Source organism: Acidisphaera sp. S103, assembly GCF_009765975.1.
Classification (GTDB): domain Bacteria; phylum Pseudomonadota; class Alphaproteobacteria; order Acetobacterales; family Acetobacteraceae; genus Rhodopila.
In genome coordinates this window covers 154398-179089 of sequence record NZ_LMUJ01000064.1, presented here as the reverse complement: position 1 = coordinate 179089, position 24692 = coordinate 154398, and the positions used below count along the sequence as shown (strand labels likewise).

Here is a 24692-nt window from a genome sequence, read left to right as displayed (position 1 = left end):
TCGTGCTGGCGCCGTAGCGAAGTGTTGTCGATCTCTATGTTCTCCGGCGTTGTTCGGATGAAAACGCGACAATGTCCGTCGGACGCCGCCTGTATGCCGGACATTCTGTTTAAGCTACCCTTCTCCGACGCATAGACAACGAAGGGGAGGAACGCCATGCAGATCGTTGACGCCCAAATCCACACCTGGGGAACCGGCCTCCCCAGCAACTTGTCGCACCGGCAGATCACCCACTTTACCCCCGCGGAGGCCATCGCTCTGATGGACGAGGGCGGGGTGGACGCCGCCGTTATCCATCCCCCTGGCTGGGATCCCAACGCCACCGAAATGGCCGTTCAGGCCACCCGGGACTACCCCGGCCGCTTCGCCATCATGGGGTCTCTACCCCTCGATCAACCCAGCTCTCGCACCCGCATCGCCACCCACAAAAATCAACCCGGCATGCTGGGTCTGCGTTACACCTTCCTGCACGACCCCGCCCGCCAGTGGCTCGCCGACGGCACCATCGACTGGCTCTGGGCCGAGGCCGAGAAAGCCGGCATCCCCATCGCCATGCTGGCAACGGACTCCCTGACGGACATCGCCCGTATCGCCCAGCGCCATCCGGGCCTGCGCCTGACCATTGATCATCTCGGCGGCCGAGGCGGCCTGACCACCCTAAAAGACGCCGAGGCCATGACCCACATACCCGCGCTGCTGGCCCTGGCAAAATTCCCCAACGTGGCGGTCAAAGCCACCGGCGCGCCGGGCTATTCCAGCGAACCCTACCCGTTCCCGAAAATGCACACCTACCTGAGACAAATTTACGACGCCTTCGGTCCCCACCGTATGTTCTGGGGCACCGACATCACCAAAATGCCGTGTTCCTGGCACCAATGCGTAACGATGTTCACGGAAGAACTCCCCTGGCTCAACGACCAGGACAAAAAACTTATCATGGGCGGTGCGCTCTGCGCCTGGTGGGGCTGGAATCGCAGCGCCTGAACAAAGCAAAAGGAAACGATCCCAATGGCCCAAAAACCCATCGCCGTTGTCGTCGGTGCCACCTCCAAATGGCAATCCGACGGCCGTAACACCAAGCTGGCGCACGGCAAGACCCTGGACGACAGCCACCTGCCCGTCGGAGTCCGCTGGGGCATTGGCGGCGCCATCGCACAGAAATTCGCGCAGGAAGGTTTCCGTGTCGTGCTGACCACCCGCGCGCGAGCCAACGCGGCGGCGCTGGCCGATGCCATCAAAACGCAAGGCGGTGACTGCATGATCGTCGAGATGGATCTTGTTTCCGAACAGTCCATCGCATCGGCGTTCGCCACGATCCGCCAGGAGGCCGGCGATCCGGACGTGCTGGTTTACAACGCCGGTTACCTGGAAGGCCGCGATCTGCCGCCGGAGAAAGAACTGCTCGAATACATTTCGGTGGAAATGCTGGACACCGCCATGCATATCGCCAGCCGGGGCCCCTTTCTCGTCGCCAAGGAAGTGCTGCCGGCGATGCGGAAGCGCGGCGCAGGGTCATTTTTCTTCTCCAACAACTCCAGTTCGCTGCGCGGGCGCAAGCGGCTGACGGGACAGTCGCTGTATTATCCCCGGGTGATGATGCGCACGCTGGCGCAGGTGCTGACCGAGGAATACTCCGAACACGGCGTGCATGTGGCGAATGTGGTGATCGACGGCACCATCGATTCGCCCGGCACCAGGGCGCTGCCGAAATCGCAGAAGCAGCCTGATATGGTGATGAACCCGGTCAAGATTGCCGAGGCGTTCTACTACCTGCATACCCAGGACCGGTCCTGCTGGACCCATGAGCTGCAACTGACGCCGTTTCCGGCGAAACCGAGTTACTAGAGCGTTTTGTTTGATCGCATGATTCACGCGCTCTGGACGTTCCGCCCAGCGCGATCATGCTCTAGAAGACGCCGTCGGGGGAAACAAAAATGGACAACCAGGTCTTCGACTATATCGTGGTCGGCGCGGGATCGGCGGGATCGGTGCTGGCCAACCGCCTCAGCGCCAATGGCAAGCACAAGGTGCTGGTGCTGGAAGCCGGACGGGAGAGCCATCCCTGGTCGCGCATTCCGGTCGGTTTCGCCAAGCTGATCGAAAACCCGGCTGCCAACTGGCTGTATTCGTCGGAGCCCGACGCCGGCACCGGCCAGCGCCGTGTCCCCATCCCGCGCGGCAAGCTGCTGGGTGGATCGTCGTCGATCAACGGCATGGTATTCGTGCGTGGCCAGTCGCAGGACTACGACACCTGGGCGCAACTGGGGAATCGTGGCTGGAGCTACCGCGAGGTGCTGCCGATTTTCCGCGACATGGAAAGCTACCAGGGCGAGGCGGACGACGAATATCGCGGCCGCGACGGTCTGCTGAAGGTCACCGAAAGCAACGAATCCGGCCCGCTGTACGACGCCCTGATCAAGGCCGCCGGTCAGGTCGGCATCAACTACACCAAGGACTATAACGGCGCGTCTCAGGACGGCATCGGCATGACCCAGGCCACCATCCGCAAAGGCCGCCGCATGAGCACGGCGGTCTGCTACCTCGACCCCGCCCGCAGCCGTCCGAACCTGACGATCCAAGCCAACGCGTTGACGGAATCCCTGCTGCTGGAAGGCAAACGCTGCGTCGGGGTGCGGTACACGCTGAACGGGCAATCCGTCGAAGCGCGGGCGAACCGGGAGGTGATCGTCAGCGGCGGATCGATCAACTCGCCGCAATTGCTGGAACTGTCCGGCATCGGACAGCCGGACCGACTGCAAGGCCTCGGCATCGAAGTCCGGCACGAGTTGAAGGGCGTCGGCGAGAATCTGCGCGACCATTACGCACCGCGCATGAAATGGGCGGTCTCGCCCGGCCTCGGCATGACCTACAACGACAAGGCGCGGGGCTTGGGTCTGGTCTGGCAGGCGCTGAAATACGGTCTGACCCACAAGGGCTTGCTGGGTCTGCCCGCCGCGCCGATCAGGGCCTATATCCGCACGCGGGCGGGGCTGGATGCGCCTGATGCGGCGATTTCGTTCGTGCCGTTCCTGGTGGGGGCGAATTTCCAGCTGGCGAAACAATCCGGGATGACCGCCATCATGAACATCCTGCGTTCGGAAAGCACCGGCAGCATCCACGTATCTTCGAAATCGCCGAACCGGCCGCCGGCGATTCGTTTCAACTTCCTCAGCGCGCAACTGGATCGGGAGGTTACCCTGGAGGCGATGCGCATCACCCGCCGCATCATGGACGCGCCCGCCATGCAGGGTATCGCCACCAGCGAAATCACGCCCGGTATCAATATCCAGTCGGATGATGAATTGCTTGACTGGACCAGGAACAATGCCGAGACCACCTATCATCCCGTTGGCACCTGCAAGATGGGATCGGACCCGATGGCGGTGGTGGACGACCAGCTTCGGGTGCATGGCATGGAAGGACTGCGCGTGGCCGATGCCTCCATCATGCCGACGCTGACGTCCGGCAATACCAACGCGCCGTCCATCATGATCGGTGAGAAGGCATCGCGGCTGGTGCTGGCAGCGGCGTAGTTTGTTGACTAAGCGGGCGAGCCGTCCCAGGCTGGGTCTCGATCGCATGCATTCAGGAAGGAAAAACCCATGTCCGCCGCAACGCAAATCACCAATCTCCGAGAGAACAAGCATGGTTTCTCCCCGCAGGAATGGGAAGCCAGGCTCGATCTCGCCGCCGCCTATCGCCTGGCCGCCCGCTTCGGCTGGCACGACATGCTGGGCAATCATTTCTCGCTGCGCGTGCCCGGAACGACCGATCAGTACCTGATTAATCCGCTGGGCCTGTTCTTCGAGGAAATCACCGCGTCTTCGCTGGTGAAGCTGGACACCAAGGGCAATATCCTCAGCGACAGTCCGCATGGCATCAACAAGGCCGGCGAAGTCATTCACGGCGCGGTCCTGGCCGCTCGGCCGGACATCGCTTCGGTGATGCATCTGCATTCGTCCGCCGGCGCCGGGATTTCCGCGCAGAAGGATGGGCTGCTGCCGATTTCGCAGAACGCGCTGATCCTGATGAGCCGCGTGCGCTACCACGACTATGAAGGCCCCGCGAGCGACGACGACGAACGCCGCCGCCTCGTCCGCGACATCGCCGACGGCAGCATCCTGTTCCTACGCAATCACGGCACCCTGACCGCCGGCCGCACCATGGGTGAGGCGTTCGTCCTCCTCGGGCGCGTGGAGCGGGCTTGCGAAATCCAGTTGGCGGCACAGGCCGGATCGGGCATCCACTTCCCATCCCAGGACGCGATCGACCGGACCAGCGCCATCGGTGCCAAGATGTACAGCGAGGGCAGCCGGTCGCCCGGTGCGCATCTGGAATGGGCCGCGTTCCGCCGCAAGCTGGATCGTGAGGATCCGGGTTACGCGGCGTAGGATCACGCGTGGCGGCGGTCGAAGCCGCCACGCCTTCCGCGAGGAGTCCCCATGACAGACAGCAAACCCCGCCGAACCCATCTGATCGCCGGCGGTTTCCCACCCGGTTCGGCCGCCGGGCATGACCACGATTATGCGCGATTGCGTCTGCTGGAATTGCTCGCGGAGGCGAACGTTCCGGCGTCGGTCGGCAACGATTTTTCCGATGTCGAAAAATGGCTGCCGGTCAGTCGGTTGCTGGTCACCTACGTGGCTGGTCCCCATCCCGATGCCGCGCAGTGCCGAGCAATCCGGACCTGGCTGGAATCAGGCGGTCGTTGGCTGGGCCTGCATGGCACCAGCGGCGGCCGTGCGGAGCGGGTCGAGGGGGTGCGCCAGCGCCGCACGGTGAAATCGGAGCACCACGCGCTGCTGGGAAGTTTCTTCCTGACCCATCCACCGTATTGCGGGTTCCGTGTTGACGTCAGCGACGTCGATCATCCGCTGACCCGTGGGATCGGCGGTTCGTTTCTGGTCGAGGACGAACCGTATTTCATCGAACTGCAAGACCCGGGATCAACCCGGATATTGCTGACCGCGGAGTATGGCCCCGACGCTGTGTCGCCTGCCATCGGCACCCTGTATCCCGCCGATACGTCGCTGCAGCCCGACGGCCGGACCCGTGTTCTCGGCTACACGCGCGATGTGGGTCAGGGTGGTGTGACGTACTTTGCGCTTGGGCACTGTCATAGCCCAGCGTCCCGTCAGGCGCAGGCGGGGGATCCGACGCCGGCCACACTGCGGGGTGCGTGGGATACCGACGCCTTCACCACGCTGCTGCGCAATGCCATTTCTTGGGGCACCGCGTAGCGTCAGAGGCACATCGTAACGTATACGTTATGGGTGAGACGCGCCCCATAGGCATCAGAATGGCGATGCCGGGAAAAAGAATTTGCCAACCGCCACCCTCTCACTGTGATGGCCCGGCGAAGTCCGGGCCATCCGCGCTTCGTCCGTCGATGCGAAGGTGGCCGGGACACGCCCGGCCATCATGGTGACGGAACGGTGGTACCGCTCTAACCGACGGGATCCAGCACCACCACGGGGATTTCCCGATCACCCGCTTTGACCTCGTAGTCGGCATAGGGCGGAAAGAAGGCAACCGCATCCTTCCAAAGCCGAGCGCGTTCCTCACCAGAAGTCGTCCTGGCATGCGCCTTCATCTTTTTGGTGCCGACCTGGATATCGACCTCCGGGTTGCTCTGCAGATTGCGGTACCAACCGGGATGTTCCGGCGCGCCGCCCTTGGAGGCGATCACGAAGTAGCTCTTGCCGGTTTCCCCGTAGAACAGCGGGAAAATGTAGGACTGTCCTGACTTACGCCCTTTCGTGATCAGCAGCAGTGATGCCACCGTCAATTCGCCGATGTCGGGACGGGTCATCTTGTACATATGCCCGTCGGTGCCGCCGCTGGCCAGATAGCGGTCGGTGTGTTCCTTCATCCATTGCGGCAGGTTGGGTGCGAGTATTGCATCGGCCATCGCCATATCTCCTACTACGTTCAGCTTCGCCGACCATAGTCGCTCCCCGCCCATCGGCCAACCGCCCCGCTTTACGGCACGTCGCGCCACATTTTCGGCCGTGTACGCACGGGGTCCAGCAACGACCAGTCGCCCTGTTCCAGCACGTGTCCCTTGGGGAACGGCGGTCGGGGTTCCATACCGAGTGAGTGGATCACCCGGTCGTCGCGGTAGTAGCATTGCAGCACCGACCGCGACAGGGCGGCCAGCGGCGCGCCGGCTTCGGCCTGGAACGATGCGGCCACCGCTTGGCGGCGTGTTTCGTCGAGGTCGGCGAACGGGCTGCCTCCCAGCGCCGCGAGCCTGCCGAGCGCCAGCCGCACATCAGCGAAATCGCGGCCCAGGGACGCCACAATGTCGGCGAAGATGGCGGCGTCGTCGGCGCCGGGCACGTCAAATTCAGCATTGGCCGGGATCATCACGCCGGCGACACATCGCAGATCGCGGGTTTCCTCGGCCGAAAGGGTTATTTCGTTCTGCATATCCGCCTCAATCGAACAGAGTGGCCAGGCGCTTCTTCATGCTGTCCGCGACATACAGCGCCAGCGCCTGGATGGTGGAGGTAGGGTTCACGCCGCCGGACGTGACCCAGATGCTGCCATCGACGATGAACAGGTTCTTCACGTCGTGGCTGCGGCCCCACGCGTTAACGACGGAACGTTCCGGATCATCCCCCATGCGGGCCGTGCCAAGCAGATGACCCGGACTGTTGAGCGCGACACGGGCCGCGTGCAGGTTGGTAGCGCCGGCGGCGGTCAGGATTTCCTCGGCTCGGGCGATGCCGTGTTCCATCATGCGGCGGCAGTTTTCGGCGATGACGTAGTCGATCCTCGGGGCCGGGATGCCGTGGCTGTCCTTCAGCACCGGGTCGAGCGTGACACGGTTGTGCTCCTCCGGCAGATCCTCGCAGGCGATGCCGATTTGCAGCCGCTTGTGAAACAGTTTGCGATAGGTGCTGTGGTGGTCCTGGCCCCAGGGCAGGCGTCCGGCGGCGGCGCTGGTGATCGCTTCGTTGACGATACCGGTGCCGCGGGTGAACTGCAGCGTATAGCCGCGGACGAAATCGCGGTTCGGATCGGTCTCGTAAAACTCCTTGCTCCATATCGACAGCATTGGCGCTCGGTCGCCATCCACCCGTTCGTCGACATAACCGAAGACCTGCGGCCACGGGTGCAGCATCAGGTTCTTGCCGACCAGGCCGCTGGAATTGGCCAGCCCGTTGGGGAACCGGGACGACGCCGAATTCAGCAGCAGCCGAGGTGTACCGATGCCGTTGCAGGCCACGATGACAACTTCGGCGGGTTGGAACTGCTCGACCCCGTCGGCATCGTAATAGATCGCACCAGAGGCCATACCATGTTCGTTGGTGGTAATCTCCCGCACGCGGCAACGGGTCCGCAGTTCCACCCCTGCTCGTATGGCATGTGGCCAATACGTGATGTCGGTGCTGGCTTTCGCGCCCTGGGCGCAACCGGGGGTGCAATGACCCAGGTTGATGCAGGGCGCTCGGCCGTCATACTCGGTGGTCGCGATGGTGGTGTCGGATGGCCACCAGTGCCAGCCCAGCTTGTTCATCGCCTTGGCATAACGGGCGCCGGTCTTGCCCAGCGGCAGCGGCGGCATCGGCGGCTGATGCGGCGGATAGGCGGGGTCGCCGGCCAGGCCCGAAACGCCCATCATGCGGTCATTCTCGGCGAAAAACGGCTCCAGCGTCGCGTAGTCGATCGGCCAGTCGTCGGCGACTCCATCCAGCGTGCGCACCCGGAAATCCGACGGGTGCATGCGCGGATAATGCGCCGTGTACATGACGGTCCCACCGCCGACGGCATTGAAGTTGGCCACCTTCATCGGGGAGTTGTCATCGTTCACCGGGTAATCCGTGTCCCGCGCCCGCCGGTTCGGGCTGATATCGAAATCGGCGTATCGCCGAGCCTCCCAGTCCCGCCCGTTGCTCGGGAAGTCGGACGGTTTCATCCAATCGCCCTGTTCCAGGCACAGAATGCGCATCCGCGTGTCGGCCAGGCTCCACGCCGCCGCGGCGCCGGACGCGCCGGAACCGATGATCAACACATCCACCATTTCGTTCATGCGGCGGCCCCTGCCCGGCAAATTGTTATGGGCGGAAGGATGCCTCCAGAATCGCAAAAGGTCGAGACGGTTGGCCAGACCCGCGCCGCATGCGTTACAGTCGTCCCGACGACAAGGGAAGCACCGCCGTGCGGACACCGCTCGAATTCGGATGGTTTTTGCCCACTTGGGGCGACACGACGTGTTATGGCGACCGCGAGGCGTTCATTCCGCCATCGGCGGCGTTGTTCGACCGTGTGATGCTCGCCGCCGAGGACGCCGGGTTCGAGTATTTCCTGGTTCCCGTCGATGCCGCCTGCTGGGAAGCCTGGATCAGCGCGGCCATGGCGGTGGCGAAGACCAAACGCATCACGGCGCTGGTCGCCGCCAGGCCCGGCTATGTCAGCCCGGTGCAACTGGCGAAGATGGGCGCCACCTTCGATCGGCTGTCCGGCGGCCGTCTGGCGGTGAACCTGATCGCCGGGCAGAGCGAGGCCGACGCGGCGGCCGAGGGCATCGTTATGGCCAAGGAAGACCGCTACGCGCTGATGGAAGAAGACGTCTCCATCATGAAGGCGCTGTGGACCACGCGCGGGCCGGTGCATTTCGAAGGCCGTTTCCACACCTTGAAGGGCGCCCGCATCTCACCCCACCCGTCGCGGGTGCCGCGGTTCTACCTCGGCGGCGGGTCGGCGGAGGCGTGGGCGCTTTCGGCGAAGCATTCCGACGTCCATCTGTTCTGGGGCGACACGCCGGACCGCATCGCCGACAACATCACCAAGATTCGCGGCATGGCGGCTCGGCATGGAAGGGCGGACACCATCGGCTTCGGCATGCGGCTGCAGATTCTGTGCCGCGAGACCGAGGCGCTGGCATGGGACGCCGCGCATGAACTGGTGCGCGGCGTGACCGAGGCGCAGACTCGTTTCATTCGCACCCATTATGCCGGCTCCGCCGCCAACCAGCGGGTGCAGCAACTGGCGCAAGAGCATGGCGACCTGATCGGCCCGCATCTGTGGACCGGGGTGACCCGGGTGCGGCCGGGGGCTGGGATCGTCGTGGTGGGCAATCCGCGTCAGTGTGCCGACACGCTACAGCAGTTCATCGACCTGGGCTGCACATCGTTCTGCCTGTCCGGCTACCTGCACGATGAGGAAGCGACGCGCTTCGGACGCTGGGTGCGGCCGCTTCTCGCCGAACGCAATCCAGACCGCATGCATGCGGCGTAACGGTGGTCGATGCGGACTCTTCGCCCGGCGGCCTGAGCATCCTCACGGCCTGAACGGCCTCCATCGCCCTCACAGCGCCCGCAACGACTCCACCACCACGCGGTCCAGCACGATTCCTTCCTCCCGCCGCCGGGCACGCTCGTGAAATGCACGTTCGGAGGGGATGCGTATCCCGTCGACGCCCGAAGCGAGCGGCGTTGCCTTCATGCGCTCCACCAGCTCCGACATCTGGCCCGCGAACACGCCGGGGCCCAGCAGGATAGCCGGGTCGATCGCGATGAACAGGAAGCCATAATCCTGCACCTGCCCACGCGGGATCGCTGCGCCGGCAAGCAACCCCAGCGCCTGTATGGCGAATGACAGCCCGTAACCCTTGTGGCCGGCGAAGGGCACGACACCGCCCTTGACGACTTCGTTGGCGTCGGCGGTGGGTTGTCCCGCCGCGTCGAACCCCACGCCGTCGGGGATCGGCAGCCCGAGCTGGGCGTGCAGCAGCACCTCACCCCACATCATCGATGCGGTACCGATATCGTAGACGACAGGCTCCCCCTCGCTCGGGAACCCGATTGCGATCGGGTTGGTGCCCAGCGCCGGCCGTGTGCCACCCGGCGGCAACACCCGCGGTTTGGCACTGGCTGTATGGATGGCGACCAGCCCCGCTCGGGCAATCATTTCGACATAGTATGCGTTGCGGCCACTGTAATAGCTGTCGGACACACCAATGACGGCGATCCCGGACACTTTCGCCTTGTCGATCGCCATCTCGGCACCACGATACGCGGCGACGTAGCCGACGTTGTTGCCGCCATCCAGCAAAGCCGAAACTGGCGTCTCGCGGATCACCGTCACCGGCCGGCGCGGCTGCCGCGTTTTCTCGTCGCCGGCGATGGCAAGAATACGGGGCAGGCTGGCAAAGCGGTAGCCGCACAGCGCGTTGTCGATAAGCTGGTCGGTGATGATCGCCGCCTCGTCCTGAGGATAACCAAGCCGGCACAACGATTCCTCGCCGAGGGCACGCGCCTCGTCAGGCGTCATGCGCACCGTGTCCGGGCCGTCCGCATCGAGCAACGCAGGCTGCTGGGCCATCTCTGATGTTCTCCCTAAATAATGATGCACAACGCGGCCGGCAGGACGGCGCGGATCCGGCTGCCCGGCATGGGTAAGCCGGGTGAGGCAACAGCATCGGCAATCAGCGTCAACCCGCAATCGGCCTGCAACGTGAAACGAACGCGATCGCCCAGGAACACGGCGTCACGCACGGTCGCGTCGATCGCGTTGCAGGCCGTCGCGTCGGCGGGCAGCAACTGAACATGGTGATGGCGAATGACAAGGCGCGACGCCGAACCCGCATTCCAGTTCGCGACATGAATGCGCACGCCGCCGGCAATGCCGACCTGCTGCCGAGCGCGGTCCTGTTCGACGATCGGCAGTGCGTTGGCGCCGCCGATGAACTCAGTCACGAACATGTTGCTGGGATTGTCGTACAGCGCGCGGGGCGTCCCCTGCTGCACGATGCGGCCGGCCTGCATGATGCAGACCCGGTCCGACAGCACCATCGCCTCGGTCTGGTCGTGGGTCACGTACAGCGCCGTCGTGCGGATGCGGCCATGGATGTCGCGCAACAGCGTGCGCATGGCGTCGCGCAAGCGGGCGTCCAGGTTGGACAGCGGCTCATCGTACAGAATGACATCGGGATCGGCCACCAGGGCGCGGGCCAGCGACACGCGCTGCTGCTGCCCGCCGGACAACTGGCTGGCGTAGCGGTCGGCGAAGTCGGAGGCTGGCAGTTCCACCAGATCCAGTATCCGCCCAACACGGGCCTTCTCGTCGGCGCGCGAGACACGTTGCACGCGCAACGGAAAGGCAACGTTCTGATAGACCGTCCGATGCGGCCAGACGGCATAGCTCTGGAACACCATGCCCATGTTGCGCTTGTGTGGCGGGACGAACACGCCCGGCCCGTTCATCACCCGGCCGCCCACCTGTATCGTTCCCGAATCCGGCCGTTCCAACCCCGCCAACATCCGCAAAGTCGTTGTCTTCCCCGAACCGCTCGGTCCCAGCAGCGTCAAAAACTCCCCTGCCGCAATCTCAAGGTCCAAGCCCTCGACCGCAAAAGCAGGTCCAAAACGGCGATTGAGGCCGGCGATACGGATCGCGGTCACTGGCTACTCCGACCGAGCACGGATGTCGGCCCCGAACAGCCAGCGCAACAACATCACAACAAGTCCAACCGCGACCACCTGCACGATCGCCAGCGCGCTGGCGGTGCCGTAGGAACCATCGTTCAGATAGTTCCACGTCAGAATCGGTACCGTCACCGAGTCAGCGCCATACAGGATGACACTGGCGCTGATCTCCCGCATCACGATCAGGAACACCAGAAGCCAGGCCGATGCGATCGCCGGCTTCAGCAAGGGAAGATCGACGAACAGGAACGTCCGTAGTGGCGTGCCGCCGGCGATCGCGGCGCTTTCTTCCAGCACCGGATCGATCTGCATCATGCTGCCGCCGACCGTACGAACGGCATAGACCAGATAGCGCACCGTGAACGCCAGCAGCAGGATCCACAGCGTCAGGTAAAGTGGGGTCCGGACATACGCCCACAGCATGCCGACGCCGAACACCGTGCCGGGGATGCCGATCGGCAGTGCCACCAGATAGTCCAGCGCCGACAGTCCAGCGGATCGGCGACGAACCAGCAGCGATCCGATCAGCAGGCCAAGTCCCGCACAGATCGTGGCGGCACCGAACGCCAGCCAGGCCGTGTTTTGCAGGCCGAGGAGGAAGTCTCCGGCAGCGAACAATTGCGTGAAATTGCCAAAACCTAGTGCCGACAGATCGACCGATGCCGTCCGCACCGGCAGCAAGGCGCGCAGCAGCACAGCGGCCAACGGCAACGCCACACCAATCGCGAACAAGGCCGCGCAGATAACCGTCAGCACCATCCCACCACGCCCCAGCGCTGTCGGCACCGCTCGGTAGCCACGCGCGGTCACACTGATGAACCGGCCGGCATGGCGCGTCAGCCGGCGATAGGCGTACAGCCCGATGGAGGACAACACCAGCAACAACGTACCCGCCGCGGCCGCTCCCGGCAGGTCGCTCGGATATGTGCTGGTGCGCTCGAAAATCGCATAGGCGAGCGTATCGAAATGCACATGTGCGCCCAGAAAGCCGGGGATAGCGAATTGCTCCAGCGCCAGCGTGAAAATGAACAGGGATGCGGCGCCAATGCCCGCAAGCATCAGCGGGAACGTCACGAACCCTAGGCGCCGCAACAACCCCGCACCGGACATCGCCGCCGCTTCCTCCAGCGTGCTGTCCAACGCCCGAAACGCACCGGCGCACAGCAGGAACGCATAGGGCGCGAAGTAGAACACCATGACGAAGGCAATGCCGCCATAAGAATACACATCGAACAGCGGTGCATGTGCCCCGGTTACCCCCGCCCATGCCCGGTTCAGCAGCCCGGCGCCGGGGTCGGCCAACACCGTCCACCCGATCACGCTGACCAGCGGCGAGTAAAGCAGCGGGACCAGGAACAGCAGTTCCAGCGTGCGGCGCCCCGGCATGTCCGTACGCGTCACCGCCCAGGCGAGCGCGACACCCAGCGCGGTCGCCACGATCGTTACAGGGATGGCGAGCAGGATCGTGTTGACAGTGGGTGCCTGGGTCCAGCCACCGGTGAAGATCCCGCCCCAAGCTTGCGCCATCTTCGCCAGAGTGAAGGCTGCCCGCGGCGCACCGGGCGGGCGGGTGCGGAACGCGCCATAGATCACGGCGAGAACCGGTGCCAGCACCAGCGCGGCGGATACGGCCAGCACCACACTCATGCCAAGACGGCGCGGCAATGGTCCAAAAAGGTCCAGGTTGGGCGTTACCGTTGCCAACCCAGTGCCTCACGCATATCCGGGATCAGGTCTTCGGAATTCTTGACCCAATCGTTGGTGTCGGGAATCCAGCGGATCTGCTCCGGGAAGGGTCGCCACCAATCCGTTTGTTTCAGTTTGGCCACCGCCGTCCGCTCATCCGGAATACCCTGCAGAGTTGGTTTGGCCTGTGCCAACTCCATCGTGCGGGCGCCTTCCGGCGTGAAGAACCAAGCGGTGAACAGCCGCGCGGCGGCCGGATGCGGCGCGTGGCTAGAGATGCACAGATAGGTGTTGGCGAAGGTGGGGGCGATCTCCGGATAGGTCCATTGTGTCCGGTCACCTTTCAGGAAGGTGATCATTGCGATCGACTCCCAGTTCGGCACGTACACCGAGATCGCACCAGCCGCGAGGTCTTCACGGCCTTGCGCCGAACCGGGGTACAAGCGCGGCTTCTGCTCACCCAGCTTGGCAACGAAGTCACGGCCGTATTGCGGCAGCCGATAGAACATCAGATACGTCGCCAGGGGCACACCGCCTCCCGCCGGCTCGTTCATTCCGATTTTGCCCTTCAGCTTCGGATCGAGCAGGCCATGCCACGTCTTGAACTGCTCCCGAGCCTGCGCCAAGGGGATGTGGTCGGGATTGTAGGATATAACGATCTCGGTCCATTTCGGACAGTAACCAAGTTCCGGGATATACGCGCCTTTATCAAGCAACGGCAGTGCGTCCGGCAGCGTGAAACGAAGATAGAACCCTTCCTCCGCGAGATCGGACATGCCGGCCGGATCGGCGGAGTAGTTCACGTCCATGACGTGCCGGCCGACGCGTTCCTCGGTCGCGAATTGCTGTGTGCCCACCACGCCGACCTTGCGATCCACCTGAACCTTGATGCCAAACCTGGCCTCGAAGGCGGTGGCCATCTGCGTCATCTCATCCACTGGGCTGCTGTAGCGCACGACGACGGTGCCCTCGCGCTTCGCGGCGTCGATCAGCGTCGGGGTGACGGTGACCAATTCGACCGTGTCGGCGGCGCGTGCCGCGGTCAACGGTCGCGCAACCGCCGCACCGGCCGCCGTCAGCAGCAGGCGCCGGCGTTGGATGGACGTTTCCAATCCCGTGTGTAGCGGCATGACGTTCGCCCCGTGATTTCACCCAGGCTTTCCAAGAACGCCCTGGCTGTCAATAGTTGGACGACGGTAAAGTAGCGTGGCGATGGGACGAAGCCGGATGACAACGAAAACAAGGACACGCGATCCGGAGCGGACGCGCCGCCGGGTGATCGACGCGGCGGCGAAGGAGTTCGCCCAGCGCGGCTTCGACGGCACCACCCTATCCGGCGTGGCGCGCCGCGCTCGGGTCAGCAAGCAACTGATCCATCACCATTTCGGCGGCAAGGAAGCGCTGTTCCAGGCGGTTCACGACAGCAAGTTCCGGCCCGCGATACACTGGCGGGAGACGCTTCCGGAGAACCCGGCGGACTTGATCGCGACCCGGTTCGAGAAACGCAAAGGTGACCAGGATTACCTGCGCTTTCTCGCCTGGGAGGCAGCGAGCGCGCGCAATCGCGTCGTCCCCGGCGAGGAGGATCGGCGCCAGCGTCTCGCCGCTTACGGCGAAGCCATCCACGACATCCAGCAACAGGGTGGCCTGCCCGCCGACATGGATTGGCGGCTGATCCAACTGGCCACGCTCAGCCTGGCCACCTATCCAATCGCGTTCACCCAGATCACCCGGCTGGTGACCGGGAAGGACGCCAAAGACCCGGCGTTCCAGGCGGAATGGGCCGAGTTTCTCCGGGTGGTTGGCCGCAAGCTGTTCGGCTGCTGATGCTGCTGCCGCGATCACCGCGGCGAAGGCTTGCCTTGCCGACGCCGGCTTAGCGAATCTCGGTTCCTCGCGTTTCGGGGCAGATCAGGATGACGCCGATCGCCAGGATGAAGGCGACGATCGTCGTTGCCATCCCAGCGGCAAATCCCTGCGCGCTGGTGGCAAGAGCCCCGATCAGTACGGGTGCGATCAGCCCGCCAATGCGCCCGCCGTTATAGGCGAGACCCATCGCCAGGCCACGCGAAGCGGTGTTCGACATCATCTCCGCGGTGAATGGTCCCATGCCGGCGAAGATGCCGGTGATGCCGAACCCCGTGAAGAACATGGTCGCCAACAACACGCGCGGATCGGCCTCCAACACCAGCACACCCACGGCGATTGCGCCGATGACAAGGAAGCCGATAAAGGTCGGCCGGCGGCCAAGCCGGTCGACCAGCGCCGCGAAAACCAGGAACCCGATCAGCGATCCGAACTGCTGCGACAGCACGAAGCCGAGGCCCCGCACAAAATTCAAATGCTTGACGCTGACCAGAAAGGTTGGCGTCCAGGTGAAGACACCCCAGTAGATGTATTGCGCGAAGAAAATGAAGCTGAAAGCCAGCAGCATCCCGCGCGCATTGCCGCCGCGGAACAGATCGGCGATCGACCCAGACTTGCCTGTCGATGTCGCTCGGGCACGCCACACAGGCGATTCCGGCGTGCGCAGGGCAACCGGAAGCAGGATCAGCGCCGGCAGGAAGCCAAGACCGTAGATCACGCGCCATCCGCCGTGGTTCAGCCCGCCCATCAGGCTGGTGATCAAAGCGGTGACGCCGATCGCCAGCATGGAACCGAGCGGCAGGCCCATCTGCATCAGGGCGCCACCTTTGCCGCGATGCTTCGCCCCCCATGTCTCCGCGACCAGTGCCGCACCGGACGTCCATGTTCCACCCATGCCCAGCCCGCCCAGGAAGCGCAATGCCGCGACCCAGGTAGCCGAAGGTGCGATGGCGGTGAGGCAGGTGAACAGCGAGTAGACAAGGATGCTAAGATACAGCGTGCGTACCCGTCCGATGCGGTCGGCGACCCAGCCCATGACGATGCCACCGACGATCAATCCAGCGGCGAGAATGCTGCCGATGGTGCCGGCTTCAGCGTTCGACAGCGCGAAGGCCGCGATCAGCGCGGGTATGGTCAGCGACAGAACGAACGAATCGTAGACGTCGAACATCCAGCCGAGACCGGCAAACCACAGCACGCGCCAGCTTTGTGGTGTGATCTCGCGATACCAGGAAGTCGCGGCGATGTTATCCGCCGTGCCGGCCGGAGGTATCCAATTGCCTGCCACGTGTCCGTTCTCCTTCTGCGCCGCCGTCGAGGCAGCTTCTTTCCGATTGAAAGACGATCGACTGCGGCCGGATGCTGTGCCGTTTGATGAGTCGGTGCAATCCGGCCGGGTGCAAAGATGGACAGGGCCGTCACGCGCGATAGACTGTTATCCGACGACCGCGATCCGGCCGGTAGAAGTCGGCAACGAAACAATAGGAGCGGACCGATGAAATTTGGGATATTCTACGAACTGCAGTTGCCGCGCCCGTGGCATCCGGGCGATGAATTGACCCTTTACCAAAACGCGCTCTCGCAAATCGAACTCGCCGACAAACTCGGCTACGATCACGCGTGGCAGGTGGAGCACCATTTTCTTGAGGAATATTCTCACTCCCCCGCGCCAGAGTCCTTTCTCGCCGCCGCCAGCCAGCGGACCAAAAATATCCGGCTGGGTCACGGCATCTGCCAACTGACCACCAACCATCCGGCCCGGGTGGCGGAGCGGATCGCGACCCTGGACCTGCTGTCGAACGGACGATGCGAATTCGGCATGGGCGAAAGCGCGTCGGAGACCGAGCTGGAACCGTTCGGCGTGAAGATGGGCGACAAGCGGGAAATCTTTGAGGAAGCCGTGCGGGCGATCTTCCCCATGTTCAAGGACGGCGGCAGCGAGCATCACGGCAAGTATTTCGACATGCCGTTGCGCAATGTATTGCCGAAACCGGCACAAAAGCCGCATCCCCCGCTCTGGGTGGCATGCTCGCAACTGGATACACTCGCCAAATGCGGGGAATGGGGCATGGGTGCGCTCGGTTTTCAGTTTGTCTCGGCCGATGCCGCGCATGCCTGGGTCCATGCTTACTACAACGCCTTCGTCAAGCGGCAGAAGAAGCTCGCCGACTACCAGGCAAACCCCAATATCGCGCTGGTTTCGTTCTTCATGTGCGCCAAGACCGATGAAGAAGCCCGGCAGCGCGCCGATGGCGACACATTCTTCCAGTTCTCATTGAAATACTATGGTGCGAGCAGCAGCCGGCAGCGGCCGCCACCGGGCACCGTCAACATGTGGGACGAATACAACAAATGGAAAAACGCCAATCCGGAGGCGCACGCTTCGGCGTTGCGCGGCGGCCTGATCGGTTCGCCTGATACCATTCGGAAGAAGCTGCAAAAGTTCCAGTCGTCAAACATCGACCAGGTCGTGTTGCTGAACCAGGCTGGAAAGAACACCCACGAACATATTTGCGGGTCGCTTGAACTGTTCGCCAAGGAAGTAATGCCGGAATTCCAGGCAGCCCATCCGACACTGTTGAAGTGGAAGGAACAGGTGCTCAATCGGCAGATCGACCTGGAAGAAATCGATACCGCCGCATTCAGGGAACGCTTCGGCGGCAACATGGCGAAAATCAAACCGGTGGTGCCCGCCACCATCGCGGCCGAATAGAAGAAGATGCAACCGGAGGATACTGTCATGGCTGAAAGCAGCACCGACCTCGACTTCCTCGCCGGCGTTCGGGTTGTCGATTTTACCCAGTTCGAAGCTGGCCCGTCCTGCACCGAAGCACTCGCCTGGCTGGGTGCCGAGGTCGTAAAGATCGAGAACCCACGCACCGGCGATCCCGGCCGCCGCCTTCGTCCCGGTCAGCCGGATGACGATCCGTACTACTTCCACATGTTCAATGCGAACAAGAAATCGATCACGGTCAACCTGAAATCCCCGCTTGGGCTGGAGATCGTGAAGGATTTGCTGCGCAAGGCGGATATCTGCGTGGAAAACATGGCGCCCGGCACCATCGAGCGTCTGGGCCTGGGTTACGACGAGGTGAAGGCGCTCAATCCACGCATCATCTTCTGCCAGATCAAGGGCTTCGGCACCGGCAGCCCGTACGAGAAAAATCTGGCGTTCGACATGATCGCCCAGGCGACCGGGGGCACCATCAGCGTCACCGGGGAACGCGGCCGTCAGCCGGTGAAGCCCGGCATCTCGTTGGGCGATACCGGCACCGGAATGACCATGGCGATCACCATCCTCGGCGCGTTGCGCAAGCGTGACAAAACCGGTGAGGGATGCCGGCTGCAGGTCGCCATGCAGGATGCGATGCTGCATTACATGCGCACCAATTTCTCAACCCAGGCCAAGTTCGGCAAAGCCGTCGAGCGTGACGGCACCCGTTCGGGAGGCGGCACCAACGGCCCATCCGGCCTGTATCCCTGCGCACCCGGTGGCCTGAACGACTACGTATGGATCATGACCAGCCGGGGCAATCCCGAACACTGGTCGCGCCTGTGCAAGGTGATGGGCCGCGAAGACCTGATCGACGATCCGCGCTTCAACACGCCGACATTGCGGGTCAAAAACGACGCCGAACTCGACCCGATCATCCGGGAATGGACGCAGACCCGGACCAAGCATGAAGCGATGGCGCTGGTCGGCGGCGCCGGTATCCCCGCCGGCGCGGTTCTGGACACGATGGAGTTGCAGAACGACCCCAGCTTCGTCGAACGCGGTATCATGCAGACGATGGAGCATCCGACACATGGCGGGTTCAAGATGCCGGCCTGGCCGGTGCGGGTGAACGGCAAGCCGCCGAAGGTCAAGGCGTCGCCGATACTGGGGCAGCATACCGGGGACGTGCTGCACGGATGGCTGGGGCTGTCGGCCGCCGAGGTGGAGAGTCTGAAGGGCGAAGGGGTGCTGTAGGGCAGGGCGTCTGTCCCCGCCGCGAATTGCCCGCGTCCCACGGGATGTGTCACGCTGATTCAAGCGTGGAGGTGCGGCCCGCGCCTGCCCGGAGGCAAGAAGGATGGCGGCGTTGACGATTACCGAACAACTCGGGCGGTTTGTTGCGGCCTCGGGGCGCGACAGCATACCGGGCGCCGTGTGGCACGAAGGCAAGCGGTCACTGTTGAATTTCATCGGCTGCGCGCTGGGTGTTGCCGCCACCCCACCGGTCGAGATGGCCGTGCGGGTGCTGCTGCCGCTGTCCGGCGCCGATCGGGTCACGGTCATCGGCCGCACCGAACGCCTCGACCCGGTCAGTGCCGCCTTCGTCAACGCGATCGGCGGCAACCTGCTCGATTACGACGACACCCACCTGCGCACCGTCATCCACCCGACGGCGCCGGTCGCGCCCGCGGTACTGGCTTTGGCGGAGCAGCGCGGACTGTCCGGTGCGACGCTGCTGCACGCCTTCATCCTCGGTGCCGAGGTCGCCTGTCGCATCGGCAACGCGGTATCACCGGGTCATTACGCACGCGGCTGGCATATCACCTCCACCTGCGGCGTTTTCGGCGCCGCTGCCGCCGCCGCGAAACTGCTGGGTTTCGATGCCGAACGCACCGCCCACGCGTTAGGCATCGCCGCCAGCCAGTCGGCCGGGATTGTCGAAAACCTGCCCAGCGCGGCCAAGAACGTCAGCGTCGGCAATGCCGCCCGCAACGGCCTGTTCGCCGCGCTGCTGGCGGAATCCGGCTACACCGCCGCGCCATCCGCCATCGAGGGCGCATTGGGCTGGGCCCGGGCAATGGGCGACGAACCGGATGTCGCCACCGCGACGGCCGGCTTGGGCGAACAATGGGAACTGGCGGCCAACACCTACAAACCCTATCCAGCGGGGATCGTCATGCACGCCGTGGTCGATGCCTGCCTGGCACTGCGCCGGGATCACCGACTGACCGTGGCCGAGATCGCCGGCATCACCGTTTCCGGCGACCAGCTTCTGCTGGACCGAGGCGATCGCACCGTCGTGAACGACCGCGACGCGCGTGTCAGCATCCACCATTGCGCCGCCGTCGCCTTTCAGTTCGGCCGGGCAGGGCTGTGGGAATTCTCCGACGCCGCGGTCCATGACCCGGCCGTCGCCGCACTGCGGGCACTGACGCGAGCGGAACTGGACGCCAACAGCCCGCGCGGCGCCGCCACCGCCACCGTGCGCACCCATGACGGCCGCGTGCTGACAGCAACCGTCACACACGCCAAGGGCAGCACCGCCGACCCTCTGACCGACGCGGAAATCGAGGCGAAACTGCGTGACCTCGCCCACCAAGGTGGTTTCACCGGTTCGGTTGACGCCGTCATCGGCTCGGTCTGGCAACTGGACACTCTGGCGACCATCGCCCCCCTGGTCGCCGCACTCCATCCCGCAACCTGAGGACCATGTCATGCTGGCACAGGCCGAAGATTTCCGAGCGGAGGCGAACGAACTGCACACCCTGCTCGCCACGCTCGACGAAAACGACTGGCAGCGCGCCACCCTGTTCAAAGCCTGGACGGTCAACGACATCGTGCAGCATCTGCACGACAGCGACCTGATGGCGGCGGCGTCCGTCGCCGGTCCCGAACCCTTCACCCGCCTGAGGATACAAATCCAGGCCGCACGCGACGCCGGCCTGACCCGAGTCCAGGAAGCCCGCCAGCGCCTGGGTTCGCTGACCGGACGACGCCTGCTCGAACGCTGGCACGCCACCATGGCCGATCTCTGCGACAGCCTCTCCGCGCTGCTCCCCAATGCGCGTCTGACCTGGTACGGCCCCGACATGGGGGTGCGCATGTTCGCCACCGCACGCCAAATGGAGACATGGGCGCACGGCCAGGCGATCTACGACCTGATGGGCGCGACACGCCAGGCAACGGACCGGCTGCGCAACATCGTCGAAATCGGCGTCCGCACCTACGGCTGGACCTTCGCCAATCGCGGCCAATCGATTCCCGGACCCGCGCCCTACGTCCGCCTGAACGGCCCATCCGGCGCCGTCTGGGAATGGAACGATCCGGCACCTGGCAACAGCGTCGACGGCGACGCGCTGGACTTCTGCCAGGTCGTCACCCAGGTCCGAAACATCGCCGACACGAGCCTGAAAGTCACCGGTGAACCAGCCCGCACCTGGATGAGCCTCGCCCAGTGCTTCGCCGGTCCACCCGAAAATCCCCCACCCCCAGGAACCCGCTTCACCACCCCCCAGCGTCAGCAATAAGGACTTGCGGCGAACCGGATCGTTTGACGAGAGCCGTCACTCTCTCATCGTCATGGCGGGCCTTCGCTCCGCGGACCTAACCGTCGCCCACCGCCTTGCGCCGCGGCACCATGGCGGTCACACGGTCCAGCCCAAGATGATCGCGTAACGTCTGTCCCTGGTAGTCCAACCGGTACAGACCGCGCCGCTGCAGGATCGGCACCACCAGATCGACGAAATCCGTGAACGCGCCTGGGAAATACGGTGGCAGGATATTGAACCCGTCCGCCGCCATCCCAGTGAACCATTCTTCCAGCGAATCGGCGATGCTCTCCGGCGTGCCGCACAGCACCCAGTGACCCCGAGCCGCCGCCGTCAGGTTGTACAGATCGCGCAGGGTCATGTTCTCCCGTCGCGCCGTTTCATACAGCACGGTGGAAAACGTCCGGCTGCCCTGGAACGGCGGCGGAGGCGGCACCGGTCCATCCAGCGGATGCCCGGACACGTCATAACCGATCCGGCTGGCCACCAGGGTCGCCGCATTGGTGGGCGTCAGCCACGCCTGCAGCGTAGACAACTTCTCCCTGGCCTCGTCCTCGGTGGCGCCAATGATCGGCATCACCCCCGGCAGCACCGCCAGCTCATTCGGCGACCGCCCATACTGTGCCATGCGCCCCTTCAGGTCGGCATAAGCCCGCTTGGCCGAGTCCAGATCCTGCACCACCGAGAACACGACATCCGCCGTGCGCGCCGCCAACGCCAGCCCCGACGGCGACCCGCCTGCCTGGATGATGACCGGATGTCCCTGCGGGCTGCGAGCGATATTGACCGGCCCCCTGACCTGGAAGAACTGCCCCTTGTGGTCGAGCGTCCGGACCTTGCTTTCGTCGATGAAACGCCCGGTGGCCTTGTCGGCGACGATCGCGCCATCATCCCAGCAATCCCACAGCCCCCTGACGACATCGACGAATTCGTTGGCGCGCTGGTAGCGCAACTCGTGCTCCAGGTGCTCCTCGCGGTTAAAGTTCAGCGCCGCCTTCGGGTTCGAACTGGTCACCACGTTCCACGCCGCTCGGCCACCGCTGAGATGGTCGATCGAACTGAACAGACGCGCGACGTTGAACGGTTCGGTAAAACTGGTGGAGACCGTCGCCCCCAGCCCGATATGCGTCGTCAACGCGCTGAGCACCGAAATCAGTGAGGTCGGCTCGAACCGGCACATGAAGGACGGATGATCGGTCGGGTCCATCGCCATCGCGTCGGAGATGAACAGCAGGTCGAACTTGCCGCGTTCGGCGATCGCGGCGATCTGCTGGATCACGGGAAGATCGATGTGGCTGGCGGCGGCGCCCTCATAGCGCCAGCCGGCGGTATGGTTGCCGGTTCCCAGCACGAAAACGCCCATATGCATCTGTCGGTTGGTCGCGCGCATCGATCGATGTCCCCCGCTTCTCCGATTAGCGCTCAGCCTATAACCGCCGCTGCCTCCCCGATAGTCCTGGACGGGGAACGCCCTATCGATTCTTGCGGAGCGGCCGCAGAAACCGAGGCCCAGTCTCCTGGAACCCGGTGGCCAGGCAGAATGCGTGCAGTGTCCGTTCCTCCGGCGCCGCCAGCAGTTCCAGGGCACCACAGCCGGCAATCCGAGCGGCCTGTGCCGCGGCTTTGATGAGCAGCCGGCCGATCCCCCGTCGCCGGTCGTCCGGGGCTACCAGCAGCATGGTGATCTGTGCCGTCGGCTGCGCGGCATCCAGCGTCCGGTACCAGTGCAGCAGCACCACCCCGGATGGAGGCCCCCATTCCGCCGCAATCAGTGCCGCGCCAGGCCCGTCCCGCATGGCCTCCAGCCGCTCCGCCATCACCCGAGGTGCGATGACATGCCCAGCCGCGTGCAGCAATTCGCACAAACCCTGCGCGTCCGCCCCACCAGCCGCTCGGATTTCAAGCCCGTAACGGCTTTTCAACCTCCGTCTCCATCGCTCCGCACACGTGATTCGCTTGTCATTGACGACCGGCCGGCCAATGATGCCTTCCCAAAGGGAGGGCGGCAAATGCGAATTGGCTTTGTTGGCACCGGCACCATGGGAACCCCGATCGCCGGCTGCCTGATCCGCGCCGGCCACACGCTGACGGTGCATGACCGCAACCCGGACGCTACCGCCGCCCTGTGCGCCCAAGGCGCCATCCACGCCGAAACAGCCTTCGCCGCGGCCCGAGACAGCGAGGTGGTGTTCACCTCGCTTCCCGGTCCGACGGAATTCGAGGCAGCGATGTTGACGCCACAAACCGGTATCCTGGCCGGTCTGCAACCGAACACCGCCCATATCGACCTGACCACCAACGCACCCAAAACCGTCGCCCGTGTCGCCGAGGCCTGCCGGCAGCGCAGCGTCGAACTGATTGACGCCCCGGTTAGCGGCCGTCCACCGGCGATGACCATGATGGTCGGTGCCAGCGACGCCGCCTTTGCGCGGTATCATCCTCTGTTCCAAGCCATCGCCGCAAATGTCTTCCACGTCGGCCCCAGCGGTGCCGGCGCCACCGCCAAGCTGGTGACGCAGTACCTCGGCTACACCAATTTCATCGCCTCCATCGAAGGCATGCTGGTTGCCGCCAAGGCCGGAATCGACCTCGACATCCTGGCCCGTATCGTGCCGGTCAGCGCCGGCCAAAGCCGCACCTTCGACAACATCCCCCGAGGCGTGTTTCCCGGCACTTTCGCCGCCGGCGGCACACTCGACATCGTTGCCAAGGATATCGAACTCGCCTGCCAGTTGGCCCGCGACGTTGGTGCCCCGGCGGCGCTGGGCGCACTCGCGTCCGATCTCTACAAACGCGCCCAGGCGTTCGGCTGGGGTCAGGAAGGCTTCCCCGTTGTCGCCCGCGTGCTGGAAGCGATGGCCGGCACCGAATTGCGTTCCCCGCCACAGGGAGGCAAACAATGACCGACGATCGCATCGCCGGACTGCTGCTGACCCAGGAGATCGCCAGTTTCCTGTACGCCGAGGCGGAATTGCTCGATGAACGCCGGCACGACGAATGGTTGGCATTGCTGGCCGACGACATCCGTTACTGGATGCCGATGCGACGCAACGTCAAATACGGCGACACCACCCGCGAGTTCACCCGCGAGGCCGAAGACATCAGTTGGTTCGATGAAGGCAAGGAGACCCTGGTCCGCCGGGTGCGTCAGATCCAGACCGGCATCCATTGGGCGGAGGAACCGCAATCGCGCATCACCCACATGGTATCGAACGTGCAACTGCTTCAGGTGACGCCCAACGCCGCCTCGGCACGAGAGGTCATCGCCAAAAGCCGGTTCCTGATCTACCGCAACCGTGTCGAAACAGAAACCGACATCCTTGTCGGCAAACGCGAGGACACGCTGCGCCGTTCGGACGACGGCTGGTTGATCGCCCGGCGGAAAATCATTCTGGACCAGAATGTCCTGATGACGAAGAACCTGACGTTTTTCTTTTAGCT

General features: G+C 64.2%; 23 protein-coding genes. 13 read left to right on the top strand and 10 right to left on the bottom strand.

Annotated features, from left to right (window positions below):
• Window positions 1–156: 156 nt before the first annotated feature.
• The 5 genes from GSQ89_RS23050 to GSQ89_RS23030 all read left to right on the top strand — a co-directional run bounded on the left by GSQ89_RS23050 (window position 157) and on the right by GSQ89_RS23030 (window position 5240).
• Window positions 157–984 carry an amidohydrolase gene (locus tag GSQ89_RS23050; protein WP_158929633.1) on the top strand — a complete coding sequence of 276 codons (828 nt, stop codon included), beginning with the start codon at window positions 157–159 and terminating at the stop codon, window positions 982–984.
• A 24-nt stretch (window positions 985–1008) separates the two neighbouring features.
• Window positions 1009–1845, top strand: a complete 837-nt coding sequence (locus tag GSQ89_RS23045; protein ID WP_216856342.1) for an SDR family oxidoreductase — start codon at window positions 1009–1011, stop codon at window positions 1843–1845.
• Window positions 1846–1934: 89 nt separating this feature from the next.
• The gene (locus tag GSQ89_RS23040) at window positions 1935–3533 is read left to right on the top strand and encodes a GMC family oxidoreductase (protein WP_158929631.1); all 1599 of its coding nucleotides are present in this window, start codon (window positions 1935–1937) and stop codon (window positions 3531–3533) included.
• A gap of 69 nt (window positions 3534–3602) precedes the next feature.
• Window positions 3603–4391, top strand: coding sequence for a class II aldolase/adducin family protein (locus tag GSQ89_RS23035; protein ID WP_158929629.1), 789 nt, complete (start codon window positions 3603–3605; stop codon window positions 4389–4391).
• Between the two features lie 51 nt (window positions 4392–4442).
• On the top strand, window positions 4443–5240 hold the full coding sequence (locus tag GSQ89_RS23030) for a ThuA domain-containing protein (protein WP_158929627.1): 798 nt from the start codon (window positions 4443–4445) through the stop codon (window positions 5238–5240).
• 206 nt (window positions 5241–5446) lie between these two features.
• Here the strand turns inward: GSQ89_RS23030 and GSQ89_RS23025 are convergent, their stop codons facing one another.
• The 3 genes from GSQ89_RS23025 to GSQ89_RS23015 all read right to left on the bottom strand — a co-directional run bounded on the left by GSQ89_RS23025 (window position 5447) and on the right by GSQ89_RS23015 (window position 8038).
• The gene (locus GSQ89_RS23025) at window positions 5447–5911 is read right to left on the bottom strand and encodes a nitroreductase family deazaflavin-dependent oxidoreductase (protein ID WP_158929625.1); all 465 of its coding nucleotides are present in this window, start codon (window positions 5909–5911) and stop codon (window positions 5447–5449) included.
• Between the two features lie 71 nt (window positions 5912–5982).
• Window positions 5983–6432, bottom strand: coding sequence for a hypothetical protein (locus GSQ89_RS23020; protein ID WP_158929623.1), 450 nt, complete (start codon window positions 6430–6432; stop codon window positions 5983–5985).
• Window positions 6433–6439: 7 nt separating this feature from the next.
• Complete coding sequence (locus GSQ89_RS23015; RefSeq protein ID WP_158929621.1) at window positions 6440–8038, bottom strand: GMC family oxidoreductase; 1599 nt, start codon at window positions 8036–8038, stop codon at window positions 6440–6442.
• A gap of 89 nt (window positions 8039–8127) precedes the next feature.
• Between GSQ89_RS23015 and GSQ89_RS23010 the strand changes: the two genes are divergently transcribed.
• Entirely contained in the window at window positions 8128–9246 is a 1119-nt protein-coding gene (locus tag GSQ89_RS23010; protein WP_158929619.1) for an LLM class flavin-dependent oxidoreductase, read from the top strand.
• A 69-nt stretch (window positions 9247–9315) separates the two neighbouring features.
• Here the strand turns inward: GSQ89_RS23010 and GSQ89_RS23005 are convergent, their stop codons facing one another.
• Genes GSQ89_RS23005 through GSQ89_RS22990 form a run of 4 tightly spaced genes read right to left on the bottom strand, consistent with a single transcriptional unit; the run spans window position 9316 to window position 14251 of the window.
• A complete protein-coding gene (locus tag GSQ89_RS23005) occupies window positions 9316–10332 on the bottom strand; it encodes an Ldh family oxidoreductase (RefSeq protein ID WP_158929617.1) in 1017 nt (338 codons plus the stop codon).
• A gap of 14 nt (window positions 10333–10346) precedes the next feature.
• Window positions 10347–11411 (bottom strand): ABC transporter ATP-binding protein, encoded by a 1065-nt coding sequence (locus tag GSQ89_RS23000; RefSeq protein ID WP_158929615.1) that lies wholly within the window; start codon window positions 11409–11411, stop codon window positions 10347–10349.
• Window positions 11412–11414: 3 nt separating this feature from the next.
• Window positions 11415–13139, bottom strand: coding sequence for an iron ABC transporter permease (locus tag GSQ89_RS22995; protein ID WP_158929613.1), 1725 nt, complete (start codon window positions 13137–13139; stop codon window positions 11415–11417).
• Entirely contained in the window at window positions 13127–14251 is a 1125-nt protein-coding gene (locus GSQ89_RS22990) for an ABC transporter substrate-binding protein (protein WP_158929611.1), read from the bottom strand. Before GSQ89_RS22990 ends, GSQ89_RS22995 begins: the two co-directional genes overlap by 13 nt.
• Window positions 14252–14348: 97 nt before the next feature.
• On the opposite strand from GSQ89_RS22990, the gene GSQ89_RS22985 reads away from it, so the two are divergent.
• Window positions 14349–14948 (top strand): TetR/AcrR family transcriptional regulator, encoded by a 600-nt coding sequence (locus tag GSQ89_RS22985; protein WP_158929609.1) that lies wholly within the window; start codon window positions 14349–14351, stop codon window positions 14946–14948.
• Window positions 14949–14997: 49 nt separating this feature from the next.
• Here GSQ89_RS22985 and GSQ89_RS22980 read toward each other — a convergent pair whose 3' ends face one another.
• The gene (locus GSQ89_RS22980; RefSeq protein WP_216856341.1) at window positions 14998–16275 is read right to left on the bottom strand and encodes an MFS transporter; all 1278 of its coding nucleotides are present in this window, start codon (window positions 16273–16275) and stop codon (window positions 14998–15000) included.
• A 207-nt stretch (window positions 16276–16482) separates the two neighbouring features.
• Between GSQ89_RS22980 and GSQ89_RS22975 the strand changes: the two genes are divergently transcribed.
• From GSQ89_RS22975 to GSQ89_RS22960, 4 genes are all read left to right on the top strand, one after another.
• Window positions 16483–17700: an LLM class flavin-dependent oxidoreductase gene (locus GSQ89_RS22975; protein ID WP_158929607.1), complete on the top strand. Its 1218-nt coding sequence runs from the start codon at window positions 16483–16485 to the stop codon at window positions 17698–17700.
• A 27-nt stretch (window positions 17701–17727) separates the two neighbouring features.
• Complete coding sequence (locus GSQ89_RS22970) at window positions 17728–18957, top strand: CaiB/BaiF CoA-transferase family protein (RefSeq protein WP_158929605.1); 1230 nt, start codon at window positions 17728–17730, stop codon at window positions 18955–18957.
• Window positions 18958–19060: 103 nt separating this feature from the next.
• A complete protein-coding gene (locus GSQ89_RS22965) occupies window positions 19061–20407 on the top strand; it encodes an MmgE/PrpD family protein (protein WP_158929603.1) in 1347 nt (448 codons plus the stop codon).
• Window positions 20408–20417: 10 nt separating this feature from the next.
• The gene (locus tag GSQ89_RS22960) at window positions 20418–21230 is read left to right on the top strand and encodes a TIGR03084 family metal-binding protein (protein ID WP_216856340.1); all 813 of its coding nucleotides are present in this window, start codon (window positions 20418–20420) and stop codon (window positions 21228–21230) included.
• A gap of 76 nt (window positions 21231–21306) precedes the next feature.
• On the opposite strand, the gene GSQ89_RS22955 is transcribed toward GSQ89_RS22960, so the two are convergent.
• On the bottom strand, window positions 21307–22641 hold the full coding sequence (locus tag GSQ89_RS22955; protein ID WP_158929601.1) for an LLM class flavin-dependent oxidoreductase: 1335 nt from the start codon (window positions 22639–22641) through the stop codon (window positions 21307–21309).
• Between the two features lie 82 nt (window positions 22642–22723).
• Window positions 22724–23173, bottom strand: coding sequence for a GNAT family N-acetyltransferase (locus tag GSQ89_RS22950; protein ID WP_158929599.1), 450 nt, complete (start codon window positions 23171–23173; stop codon window positions 22724–22726).
• A gap of 87 nt (window positions 23174–23260) precedes the next feature.
• On the opposite strand from GSQ89_RS22950, the gene GSQ89_RS22945 reads away from it, so the two are divergent.
• Complete coding sequence (locus tag GSQ89_RS22945; RefSeq protein WP_158929598.1) at window positions 23261–24154, top strand: NAD(P)-dependent oxidoreductase; 894 nt, start codon at window positions 23261–23263, stop codon at window positions 24152–24154.
• Entirely contained in the window at window positions 24151–24690 is a 540-nt protein-coding gene (locus GSQ89_RS22940; protein WP_158929596.1) for a 3-phenylpropionate/cinnamic acid dioxygenase subunit beta, read from the top strand. Before GSQ89_RS22945 ends, GSQ89_RS22940 begins: the two co-directional genes overlap by 4 nt.
• Window positions 24691–24692 lie beyond the last annotated feature (2 nt).

Coding starts and splice junctions, on each gene's coding strand:
- GSQ89_RS22945 (WP_158929598.1), top strand. CDS start 23,261: ATGCGAATTGGCTTTGTTGGCACCGGCACCATGGGAACCCCGATCGCC.
- GSQ89_RS22990 (WP_158929611.1), bottom strand. CDS start 14,251: ATGCCGCTACACACGGGATTGGAAACGTCCATCCAACGCCGGCGCCTG.
- GSQ89_RS23045 (WP_216856342.1), top strand. CDS start 1,009: ATGGCCCAAAAACCCATCGCCGTTGTCGTCGGTGCCACCTCCAAATGG.
- GSQ89_RS23050 (WP_158929633.1), top strand. CDS start 157: ATGCAGATCGTTGACGCCCAAATCCACACCTGGGGAACCGGCCTCCCC.
- GSQ89_RS23010 (WP_158929619.1), top strand. CDS start 8,128: ATGCGTTACAGTCGTCCCGACGACAAGGGAAGCACCGCCGTGCGGACA.
- GSQ89_RS23005 (WP_158929617.1), bottom strand. CDS start 10,332: ATGGCCCAGCAGCCTGCGTTGCTCGATGCGGACGGCCCGGACACGGTG.
- GSQ89_RS22960 (WP_216856340.1), top strand. CDS start 20,418: ATGCTGGCACAGGCCGAAGATTTCCGAGCGGAGGCGAACGAACTGCAC.
- GSQ89_RS23025 (WP_158929625.1), bottom strand. CDS start 5,911: ATGGCCGATGCAATACTCGCACCCAACCTGCCGCAATGGATGAAGGAA.
- GSQ89_RS23035 (WP_158929629.1), top strand. CDS start 3,603: ATGTCCGCCGCAACGCAAATCACCAATCTCCGAGAGAACAAGCATGGT.
- GSQ89_RS22955 (WP_158929601.1), bottom strand. CDS start 22,641: ATGCGCGCGACCAACCGACAGATGCATATGGGCGTTTTCGTGCTGGGA.
- GSQ89_RS23030 (WP_158929627.1), top strand. CDS start 4,443: ATGACAGACAGCAAACCCCGCCGAACCCATCTGATCGCCGGCGGTTTC.
- GSQ89_RS23040 (WP_158929631.1), top strand. CDS start 1,935: ATGGACAACCAGGTCTTCGACTATATCGTGGTCGGCGCGGGATCGGCG.
- GSQ89_RS23015 (WP_158929621.1), bottom strand. CDS start 8,038: ATGAACGAAATGGTGGATGTGTTGATCATCGGTTCCGGCGCGTCCGGC.
- GSQ89_RS22985 (WP_158929609.1), top strand. CDS start 14,349: ATGACAACGAAAACAAGGACACGCGATCCGGAGCGGACGCGCCGCCGG.
- GSQ89_RS22970 (WP_158929605.1), top strand. CDS start 17,728: ATGGCTGAAAGCAGCACCGACCTCGACTTCCTCGCCGGCGTTCGGGTT.
- GSQ89_RS22965 (WP_158929603.1), top strand. CDS start 19,061: ATGGCGGCGTTGACGATTACCGAACAACTCGGGCGGTTTGTTGCGGCC.
- GSQ89_RS23020 (WP_158929623.1), bottom strand. CDS start 6,432: ATGCAGAACGAAATAACCCTTTCGGCCGAGGAAACCCGCGATCTGCGA.
- GSQ89_RS22975 (WP_158929607.1), top strand. CDS start 16,483: ATGAAATTTGGGATATTCTACGAACTGCAGTTGCCGCGCCCGTGGCAT.
- GSQ89_RS22940 (WP_158929596.1), top strand. CDS start 24,151: ATGACCGACGATCGCATCGCCGGACTGCTGCTGACCCAGGAGATCGCC.